Origin of the sequence: Butyricimonas sp. DFI.6.44 (assembly GCF_022132345.1) — a bacterium.
In the GTDB taxonomy this organism is placed as follows: domain Bacteria; phylum Bacteroidota; class Bacteroidia; order Bacteroidales; family Marinifilaceae; genus Butyricimonas; species Butyricimonas muris.
In genome coordinates this window covers 161,524-171,690 of sequence record NZ_JAKNJD010000014.1, presented here as the reverse complement: position 1 = coordinate 171,690, position 10,167 = coordinate 161,524, and the positions used below count along the sequence as shown (strand labels likewise).

Sequence of the window (10,167 nt, the reverse complement as noted above, 5' to 3'; positions counted from 1 at the left end):
TGTTTCGACTGTGCAAAATTTACGCTTAACATGAAAAAAAACAGATTTTCCAGTTCCGAAATTGGCAGTAAAAACCATATAAAAACAAAAAAACAGTTACATTTTTAATTTTGTAACTGCTTTATTTTCAAGTGGTCCCACTTGGGCTTGAACCAAGGACCCCCTGATTATGAGTCAGGTGCTCTAACCAGCTGAGCTATAGGACCTACACTTGCGTGTGCTAAAGTGGTTAGCTTTAACGGGTGCAAATATAGTGTTTTCTTGAAATTCGGGCAAATATTGGTGTGCTTTTTTTTAACGATTCGCGGAAGATATGGTATTTTTATCTACATTTGCGTGTAGATGAACATTTTAGTGTAATAGAAAAAATATTGTGGTGTGAAAGTTTGTTTGCTAGTGATAGGAAAGACGGATGCTGAGTTTGTGCGGGCGGGGATTGCCGAGTACGAGAAGCGGTTGAAATATTATATCCCTTACGAGATGAAGGTGATTCCGGATGTACGGAACACGAAGAATATGAGTGAGGTGCAACAGAAAGAGAGGGAAGGGGAGTTGATACGGGGACAATTGGAGGCGTCGGATTTCGTAGTTTTGTTGGATGAGCGTGGAAATGAATACACTTCTAAGGCGTTCGCGGAGTTTTTGGCACAGAAGATGCTGACAAGTATTAAGCGAATGGTATTCGTGATCGGGGGACCATACGGGTTTGCCGAAGAAGTTTATAAACGTGCGAATATGAAGATTTCATTATCCAAGATGACATTCTCACACCAGATGGTGCGGATGATTTTCACGGAGCAATTATACAGGGCAATGACAATATTGAAAGGAGAACCTTATCATCATGAGTAAGTCGGGGATTAGAAAAAGAATGAGAAAGTTTTGGCTCGTGTTAGCCTTGGCCATGGGATGTCTCTTGGTGGCTTCGTTGTGGGAAACCTCTTTGAGTGATTGGTCGGCGGATTCCCAAGTCGCTCTTTTTCAGGCTCAATTGCAAGCGGAAGAGAAGCATTTGGACGAACAGTTGCAGAAGTTGGACGAGAATACTCAGATTTCCAAAAGTAACTGGCGGATGCGGAATTCGATCCTGCTCGGCTTCAAGAATGGGCAATTGGTGTACTGGAGTGACGAACGGGTGGGGACTCCCAACCTGTACGAGCGTCTGAAGGAGGGGGGGGAGTTAGTGAAGTTGAATAATTTGTACTTTGATGTCCGAAAGCGGTTTATCGGGGACATGGAGTATTACGGGCTTTTATTTATTAAAGAGGATTATCCTTATTCCAGCAGTTACGTGAAGAATCATTTTAACCCGCGGTTCGGGAGTAATCTGGATGATGCCAGTAAAGTGACGATCAAGAATGTATGGGAAGAGGGAGGGTACACGATATATAGCCGGGACGGGAAAGCGCTGTTCAAGATCGAGAGTAACGTGGGGTACGGGGATACATTGCCGAATTATTTTTTGCTGGTACTCTATTTCGTGTTTCTCTATCTCTTGTTTTATGCTTACGAGATATCGCTGGATCGCTCCGTGAGTTTCAGGGAACAGGTGGGACACTCGTTTGGGTTCCTCTGCCTGTTGATTCTGCTGCGGGTAATCATGGTGAGGTATCAGGTGCCGTACTCGCTTTATCATTTGTCGATCTTCGCGAACAGTAAGGTGGCCGGAGGCGGTTCGTTTATTGTTTCGGTAGGGGATTTGTTCGTGACGATGTTTTGTTTGGCACATTATCTTTTTATCACGTTCAATAAGTTGCGGATAAGATATAATGAATACCGGTTGATGCGCTACCGGTGGCTTTTTCTTGCGGGCTTCGTGTTCGTGGCTTTTATCTACACGAATTTGCTTCATTTTTCAATCAAGACGTTGATAGAGAGTACGTCTATCAGTTTGAATATAGCTCGTCTGATTAATGTCGATTTTTCGTCCGTGGTAGCGTTTGTAACTTTGATTATCGCGGGTATGGGATTTATCGTGTTGATCAATAGTTCCGTCCGTTATTTTCGGAACCTTTTCACGATGAAACAAGCGTTGCTCGGGGTGACAATCGTGATCTTGTTTTGCGCGGCTCTTTGTTATTTCTTTAATTTTTCGTTGACTCCCTTGGAGTGCTTGTTTACTTTGTCACTTTACCTTTTGTTTATACTGGGGATTTACCTGATGAAGATGGATGCCCAGAAAAGTGTATTTATGCTTGCTCTCGTGGTGGTTTGCGTTTATATCATCTTTTTAGCCAAGAGTAACGAGATGGAACGCGAGTTGAAAATTCGTGCCGATTATATCGTTCAGATCGTGAAAGAAGTTGATCCCGTGTTCGAGGAGAAGTTGGTCGAGATCAACAATGAAATCATGAAAAGTACGAAGGTCGATTCACTGATCAGCGTTGGGGACGAGAAGGTGCTGGCCCGGTATATTTCGGAAGAATTACTGGACATGACGGGATTTTACTATGATTGCGAGGCTATTATATGCACGGGACGGGATACTATACTGGTAACTCCGAAACACGTGAAATACGGTTGCTATGATTATTATGACGGTATGATAGACAGTCTCGGGATAAGAGTGGATAGTACTTTATTTTATAATATTGATCTGTTTGACGGACAGAACGTGTACTTGGGGCGTTATATGTTGCCGGACGTGAAGAACGGCAGTTGCCTGTATATTCGTTTTACTTCTAAGAAAGGACACGAGGGAATAGGGTATGCGCAGATATTGTCGCGGGAGACAGATTTGGAGAATGAATTCGTGTATCCCTATTCGTATGCCAAGTACCGTAAGGGGGTGCTTGTAGATGCTGACGGAACTTTTAATTACCCGCGCTCTACCGAGCGTTTCGGGGCGTACGAGCATGCCCGCACGATTAATGTAGACGGGTATTCCCACATGATCGTTCCGATTAAAGAGGAAGGTATTTGCGTTGTCAGTCTGGCGGATGACGTGTTCGCGTTGTACTATATGAACCTGTTGTACGCTATTTTCGTGAGTGCTATACTGACGTCTTACGGGATGTTTTTCCGGTTTGACGGCGGGTGGGAAAATTTCCGTCAGGTGAGTTTGAAGTCAAGGATCAAAAGTAATATTATTTCGCTGGTTGCCGGTTTGTTCGTGCTTATGACGATTATGAGTATTGTCGGGAATGCCGCTAGTTTCGAACGTCGGCACAGTGAAGCGCTTGTTCAGGTGTCGAAGTATATCACGAGCGAGTTGGAGCGCTACAATTGCGTGGATGCGGATAAGTGTCCGGAGATCGAGACGGCGTTGAGGAGATTGGCGGATGTGCTTTGGGTAGATATTAATGTTTATAATTGGGGCGGTGAGTTGGTTGCTACTTCCCGACCGATGATTTTCGAGAAAGGGTTTGACGGGACATTGTTGAATCCCGAGGCTTACAAGAAAGTCGTGACGCAAGAGCAAATGAGTTTCGTGCAGGACGAACGGATAGCCGAGATGATTTATATGGCGGTTTATATGCCGTTGGTGCTGGAATCGGGAGAGAGATACGTGTTGAGTATTCCTTATTTTACCAAAGGGGAAGAGCTGAACAAAGATATTTTCCTGACCGTGATTGTCGCGGTGAATATCGCGATGATTGTTATGGTATTGGCTTTTATTTTATCCAGCGTGGTTGCCGAGCGGATCACGAAGCCGTTGCAGGTCGTGAACGATAAGTTGAGACGGATGCGGGTAGGGGGTAAGAACGAGAAGATTATTTATAACCAGAAAGATGAAATCGGGTTACTGGTGAAGGAGTACAACGCGATGGTGGATAAACTGGAAGCGAATGTCAAGCAATTGGCAAAGTCCGAACGCGAGAGTGCTTGGAGGGAGATGGCAAGACAGATCGCGCACGAGATTAAGAATCCGCTAACGCCGATGAAGTTGAATTTGCAATTTATGCAACGTACTTTACAGAAAGGGGATATTGAGGAAGTACGGCAGCGGTTTAAAGATATATCTTCGGTTTTGATCGAGCAGATAGACCACATGGCGTCTATCGCTTCCGCGTTCTCTGATTTTGCTAAATTACAAGTGGCGAATAATGAGTGGTTTGACCTGAGTGAGCTTGTGGATGGGTGTGCCAAGTTGTTTCACGAGAACGTGGCGAACATGACATGTGACATAGAGCCGGGTGTTTTTGTATATGGAGATCGGGATCAGGTGAACCGGGTGGTTGTGAATCTGCTGAAAAACGCGGAACAAAGTATCCCGGAAGACCGGGAAGGACACGTTCACGTGCAGTTGAAGACGGCATTGGGCAAGATTATTTTGTTCGTGCGGGATAACGGTTGTGGTATTCCGGAAGGTATCCGGGATAAGATTTCCGAACCGAATTTCACGACCAAATCAGGTGGTACCGGACTCGGACTGGCAATGTCGTACAAGATTATAGAGAGTATGGGTGGAACGATCTCTTTCGAGAGCGAAGAGAACGAGGGTACAACTTTCTACGTGACATTAAGACATGATAAGGGGGAGTCGGAGGGGTAGTTTTTCAATCTAAAATCTAAAATTTAAAATCTAAAATAGCTTTGGCTTTTTGGGCTACTGCTTGGGGGGTGATGTCGACCATACATTTTTGCCAGACGGGTTGTTTGCATTTTCCTCTACCGTCTTTCGTGCAGGGACGACAGGGAAGGCTTACTTCCATGACTTCGGCTTCTTTTCCGGTGGGGAAACCGAATGCGGTGGGACCCATCAAGGCTATGGAGGGCGTGTGGAACAGATCGGCGGCATGCAGGAAGCCGGTATCGCCACTGATGACAAGGTGAGATTGCTTCACTAGGTAACAGGATTCCAACAGAGAGGTTTGTCCGGAGAGGTTGTTCACTCGTTCGGGGGCGATGGCTTTGATTGTTTCACAGAATGTGTCTGTCGGTCCGGCGAGAATGATAAATCGGTATTCCGGCATAAGTTGGATAACTTGCTGCCAATGGCTGACGGGCCAGCGTTTCATTTCCCAGTTGGCCGAGGGAACTAGGGTAATGGTCTTCGGGGTAAAGGTGCGGGCAAAGCGTTCTTTGTATTCTTCGGGGAAGCACCAGTCGGAATAATCCGATTCGAAATTCGTGATACCCCATTTCGCAAGAGGTTTCCGGTAAGAAACGATACCCCGGAAGGGGTTGTCGAATTTGTTGATACCCAGTTTGAAAAGCAAGAAACGTTTCCACCGTTCTTTGCCGCGTAGCGTGTAGTGCCGTCCTCTCGGGAACAAAGAGTAAAAGGGAGGTAATAACACGGCTTTCAATATGTTCGAGCGGATATTACTGTGTGCGTCATAAATGTAATCGAATTTCTCGGCTTTCAGTTCTTTTGCCATGCGAAGTAAACCTTTCAACCCCGTTTTCTTGTCAAATCCCCAAACCCGGTCGATGCGTTTGTCCATATTGAGAAAAGAGCCCATGTCTTTACGGGCAATCCAGTGTATTTCCGCATCCGGGAAGTGATTTTTGATCCCGTTTACTACGTTCATGCATTGGATGATATCTCCGATGGAACTGAATCTAATAATGAGAAATTTAGCCATGTCGATAACAATTTTGCAACAAAAGTAATAAAAATGTAGTTTACCTATTGTAAAAAGAAGTATTTTCGTGTTCGAATCATAAAAGTATAGTCCATGAAAAAACATATCCCAAACTTGATCACGTGTCTGAATGTTACTTCCGGAGCGTTGGCTATTTATATGGCGTTTAACGGTAATTTGCTAATTGCTGCATGGCTGGTGATTCTTGCCATGGTGTTTGATTTTTTTGACGGTTTTGCCGCACGTCTTCTGCACGTGAAATCGGATATGGGGAAAGAGCTTGATTCTTTGGCGGATATGGTGAGCTTCGGGGTGATGCCGGCGGTAATGGCGTATTTCTTGATTCGGGAAACATTTTGTTCTTCTGAACCGGGAGAAACATATTATTGGGTGGAACGGGTGCTATCGGTAGTTCCTTTGTTGGTGCCTGCTTTTTCGGCTTATCGTCTGGCTAAATTCAATCTCGATACCCGGCAGACACATTCGTTTATCGGGTTGCCGACTCCCTCGAACGCGTTGTTTTGGGTGATGTTGGTGTTTTGTTTGTATTACCGGCCGGAGTTTTTTATGATGGCATGGGGTAATGCTTGGCTTTTGGCAGTTTGTTCTCTCGTTTTTGCTATTCTTCTAATTAGTGAAGTGCCGATGTTTTCTTTAAAACTGACAAACTTTTCTTGGAAAGAAAATAGTCTGTTGTACTGTTTTCTCGGCATGGTCTTGATTGGTTTTGCGATATGGAACGTGAAGGCATTAACTTATATGATTCCCGTGTATATACTGATTTCTTGTTATAATTTCAAGAAAAAGATGAATTGGGTGTTCTGGAGCATATTACTTGTGATTCTCGGGTTGCTCGGGATTAAGGCGTTGTATATGATTGTCCCGGCTTGCTTGATCGTTATTATTGTGCGCTTGACTTCCCGGTCAAATCAATAACGGGATCGTAATCCACGAAATCACAGTCGGGAGAAATCTTTGCCGTTTCCTCCGTTTGAATCAATTTACTTTTCATGGATGCGGGTTGCATATTACTCAAGTTGGCAGCTGTGTCCCCTTGGAATATATCCTGTTGCGAGAGTACCACGATTCCCGCGATCATGGCTGCCGATAGTCCGAATTTGAACAGACGGGTAACTAGGTTTCCGGATTCGGTATTTATGTATTCTCCGTTTGTCTTCTTAACTTTTTTGCCGTTTGCCACGAGGGGCATTGCTTCCATTCCCATGACGTCGGGCAGGAAGTTGTGGTTGGCTGATTCGAAGAGAATATTGAAACGGCGGTCTACACTGAGCGTCCCTATTTTGCCGAAGTTTACTTTTTGCTTTTGGTTCAATCGTACTTTTACCTCTTCGCGGAATAGAGCGAGGCGGCGTTGTGCTTTCTCGTAATCGATCTGTTCCTTGCGGGCGATCCAATTGATCAAAAGTCCGTCATTCTGTTTCAAGTGTTTGTTGAACACGACCTTTTTGGCAGGGGGGATGATCATCCCTGTCTTGTCGTTGATCGTTGCTCCGGTATAGTTGCAGATGAAGCCTCCTAGCCCGGGAACTATCACGCAATCATGTAGATATAACAATTCTTCTATGTGTTCAACGTATTTATTCATACGGCAAAGGTAAGAAAAAACGCAAGGTTGTCAAACTCATTTTAGGCATTTCGGATTATTATTATTTACTTTGTTCTGTCTATTACAGACACACAGATTGTTATAAATTGAGAAAAAATTATTGGTGTATGAAAATTTTTGTGACAGGAGGTACGGGGTATATCGGGTCCCACACGGTGGTGGAACTTCAACAGAGTGGTTATGACGTGATTATAGCCGATAATCTAGTGAATTCAAGTATTGACGTGTTGGATGGGATCGAGAAGATCACGGGTATTCGTCCTGAATTCGAGGAGATTGATCTTACCGATCGGGTGGCAACGAGAGATTTTTTTATTCGCCATTCGGATGTCAAGGCGGTGATTCATTTTGCCGCGTTGAAAGCGGTGGGCGAATCCGTGCATAAGCCGTTGGAGTATTATTTCAATAACTTGAATTCATTGATGAACGTGCTCGATGCTATGCGTGAGTTTCAAGTGCCGAATCTGGTATTCTCTTCTTCTTGCACGGTATACGGGCAAGCGGATGTACTTCCCGTGACGGAAAAGACTCCCCGCCACGAGGCCGAATCGCCTTACGGGAACACCAAGGTGATGAGTGAAGATATTATCCGTGACTTGATGAAGGTGGAACCGAAGATGAACGCGTTGGCTTTGCGCTATTTCAACCCGATAGGGGCGCATCCGACTGCCTTAATCGGGGAGTTGCCCAATGGCGTGCCGAATAATCTGATTCCTTACTTGACACAGACCGCTATCGGTATTCGGGAGCAGTTGAGCGTGTTCGGTGATGATTATAATACACCCGACGGGTCACCTTTACGTGATTATATCGACGTGGTAGATTTGGCAAAAGCACATGTGGTGGCTATTCGCCGTTTGCTCGAGGGTAAGAATAAGGCAAATTACGAGTTTTTCAATATCGGGACGGGAAAAGGACTTTCCGTGTTGGAGATCATCCATGCTTTTGAGCGGGCAACCGGGGTAAAGGTGAATTACAAAATCGTGGGACGTCGTGCCGGTGATATCGAGAAGGTGTGGGCTGATACGACTTTAGCGAATAAAGAGTTGGGATGGAAGGCCGCGACACCGATCGAGGACACGATGAGGAACGTGTGGAAATGGCAGCAATCGTTAAAGCAATAAAAAAGGGGTTTTTAAAACCCCTTTTTTATTGCTTTATTCTACAGTTACCGATTTTGCAAGGTTGCGCGGCATATCCACGTTACAGCCTCTCATCACGGCAATGTGATAGGAGATAAGTTGTAATGGAATCACGTTCAGCAGCGGGGAAAGGAATTCCAGTGTTTCGGGAATTTCGATCACGTGTTCCGCTAGTTTTGTGACTTGCGTGTCGTTATCGTTTACCAGAGCGATCACGTGTCCTTTGCGGGACTGTACTTCTTTGATGTTGGAAACGATTTTATCGTAGTAATTGTCGTTTGTGGCAATGGCGAACACGGGCATATTCTCGTCAATCAAGGCGATGGGACCGTGTTTCATCTCCGCTGCCGGGTATCCTTCGGCATGGATATAGGAAATTTCTTTCAACTTCAACGCTCCTTCGAGAGCCACGGGGAATTGACAACCTCTTCCCAGATAAATGGCATTCGTGGAGTCCTTGTAGATAGCGGAAATTTCTTTGATTATGTTGTCCTTTTCCAGTATAGCTTTGACTTTATCCGGTAGGTTATAGAGTTCGTTGATATATTTTTTATATATATCGTCTGCCAGTGTCCCTTTACGGTGACCTATTTGCAAAGCCATCATGGCAAGTACGGATATTTGGGCGGTAAACGCTTTCGTGGAGGCGACACCGATTTCCGGTCCTGCGTGGGTGTATACTCCGGCATCCGTTTCGCGTGCGATGCTTGAACCGACCACGTTGCAAATGCCTATAACCGTGGCCCCGTGTGTTTTGGCATACTTGATAGCTGCCAATGTGTCGGCTGTTTCTCCACTTTGGGAGATGGCTATCACGATATCGTTTTCATTCACTATCGGGTTGCGATAACGGAATTCCGAAGCGTATTCCACTTCTACCGGGATACGGGTAAATTCTTCCAGCATGTACTCGCCGACCAGTCCGGCATGCCATGACGTTCCGCAACCGATAATGATAATCCGGTGTGCGTTTACCATCTTCGGGATGATTTCAGAGATACCACCAAGGTAAATCTCGGAGGCATCCACGTTCACCCGTCCCCGGATAGTGTCATAGATAGAATTTACTTGTTCGAAAATCTCCTTCAACATGAAGTGCGGGAAACCGCCTTTTTCTATTTTCTCGATGTCGATATCCACGTGTTGGATGCTTAAAGAGACCGGGGTATTCTTGATCGTTTTCAAGATCATCTCGTCTCTTTTCAGGATAGCGACATCATCGTCGTTCAGGTAAATCACGTTTTTCGTGTATTCCACGATAGGCGTGGCGTCGGATGCCACGAAATACTCGCCTTGTCCCACTCCGATTACCAGAGGACTGCCTTTGCGTGCCACCACGAGTTGATCCGCTTCCGCTTTGCACAAAACAACCAGCCCGTAGGCACCGATTACTTTGGTCAGAGCCAGACGAACCGCGTTTTCTGCATTTATCTGACCTTTCAAGTATATGTACTCGATGAGGTTTGCCAATACTTCCGTGTCGGTTTCGCTTTTGAACGCGTAGCCTCTTGCCTGTAATTTTTCTTTCAACAGGGAATGATTCTCGATAATACCGTTATGCACGATAGAGAAAAGACCGTTCATGGAAGTATGCGGGTGAGCGTTCGCGTCATTCGGCTCCCCGTGGGTAGCCCAGCGCGTATGCCCCATCCCGATCGTGGCACTCGTGTCTTCGAGTTCCATGTGTTGTTCGAGGTCGAGCACTCTTCCCTTGCATTTGTAAACTCTGATGTCATCGTTGTGAATCAACGCGATCCCGGCAGAATCGTATCCCCGGTATTCCAGGCGTTTCAGACCATTGATTAAGATTGGACAGGCTTCTTTGGGCCCGATGTATCCCACAATACCACACATAATGTTTGTCGTG

The 10,167-nt window shown here is 45.5% G+C and carries 7 protein-coding genes and 1 tRNA gene; 4 read left to right on the top strand and 4 right to left on the bottom strand.

What is annotated here, in order from left to right; all coding sequences use genetic code 11:
• Positions 1–132: 132 nt before the first annotated feature.
• Positions 133–206 (bottom strand) — tRNA-Ile (locus L0M98_RS18695).
• Between the two features lie 172 nt (positions 207–378).
• Here L0M98_RS18695 and rlmH point away from each other — a divergent pair.
• The gene (rlmH, locus tag L0M98_RS18690; RefSeq protein ID WP_099289908.1) at positions 379–852 is read left to right on the top strand and encodes a 23S rRNA (pseudouridine(1915)-N(3))-methyltransferase RlmH; all 474 of its coding nucleotides are present in this window, start codon (positions 379–381) and stop codon (positions 850–852) included.
• A 19-nt stretch (positions 853–871) separates the two neighbouring features.
• A complete protein-coding gene (locus L0M98_RS18685) occupies positions 872–4,495 on the top strand; it encodes a sensor histidine kinase (protein ID WP_227217159.1) in 3,624 nt (1,207 codons plus the stop codon).
• Between the two features lie 16 nt (positions 4,496–4,511).
• Here L0M98_RS18685 and L0M98_RS18680 read toward each other — a convergent pair whose 3' ends face one another.
• The gene (locus L0M98_RS18680; protein WP_227217160.1) at positions 4,512–5,531 is read right to left on the bottom strand and encodes a glycosyltransferase family 9 protein; all 1,020 of its coding nucleotides are present in this window, start codon (positions 5,529–5,531) and stop codon (positions 4,512–4,514) included.
• 93 nt (positions 5,532–5,624) lie between these two features.
• Here L0M98_RS18680 and pssA point away from each other — a divergent pair, with 93 nt between their 5' ends.
• On the top strand, positions 5,625–6,467 hold the full coding sequence (gene pssA / locus L0M98_RS18675; RefSeq protein WP_227217161.1) for a CDP-diacylglycerol--serine O-phosphatidyltransferase: 843 nt from the start codon (positions 5,625–5,627) through the stop codon (positions 6,465–6,467).
• On the opposite strand, the gene L0M98_RS18670 is transcribed toward pssA, so the two are convergent.
• A complete protein-coding gene (locus L0M98_RS18670; RefSeq protein WP_227217162.1) occupies positions 6,433–7,137 on the bottom strand; it encodes a hypothetical protein in 705 nt (234 codons plus the stop codon). The genes pssA and L0M98_RS18670 overlap by 35 nt on opposite strands.
• Before the next feature lie 128 nt (positions 7,138–7,265).
• On the opposite strand from L0M98_RS18670, the gene galE reads away from it, so the two are divergent.
• On the top strand, positions 7,266–8,282 hold the full coding sequence (gene galE, locus L0M98_RS18665; protein ID WP_227217163.1) for a UDP-glucose 4-epimerase GalE: 1,017 nt from the start codon (positions 7,266–7,268) through the stop codon (positions 8,280–8,282).
• Positions 8,283–8,315: 33 nt separating this feature from the next.
• On the opposite strand, the gene glmS is transcribed toward galE, so the two are convergent.
• Positions 8,316–10,154: a glutamine--fructose-6-phosphate transaminase (isomerizing) gene (gene glmS / locus L0M98_RS18660; protein ID WP_099289914.1), complete on the bottom strand. Its 1,839-nt coding sequence runs from the start codon at positions 10,152–10,154 to the stop codon at positions 8,316–8,318.
• Between the last annotated feature and the right edge of the window lie 13 nt (positions 10,155–10,167).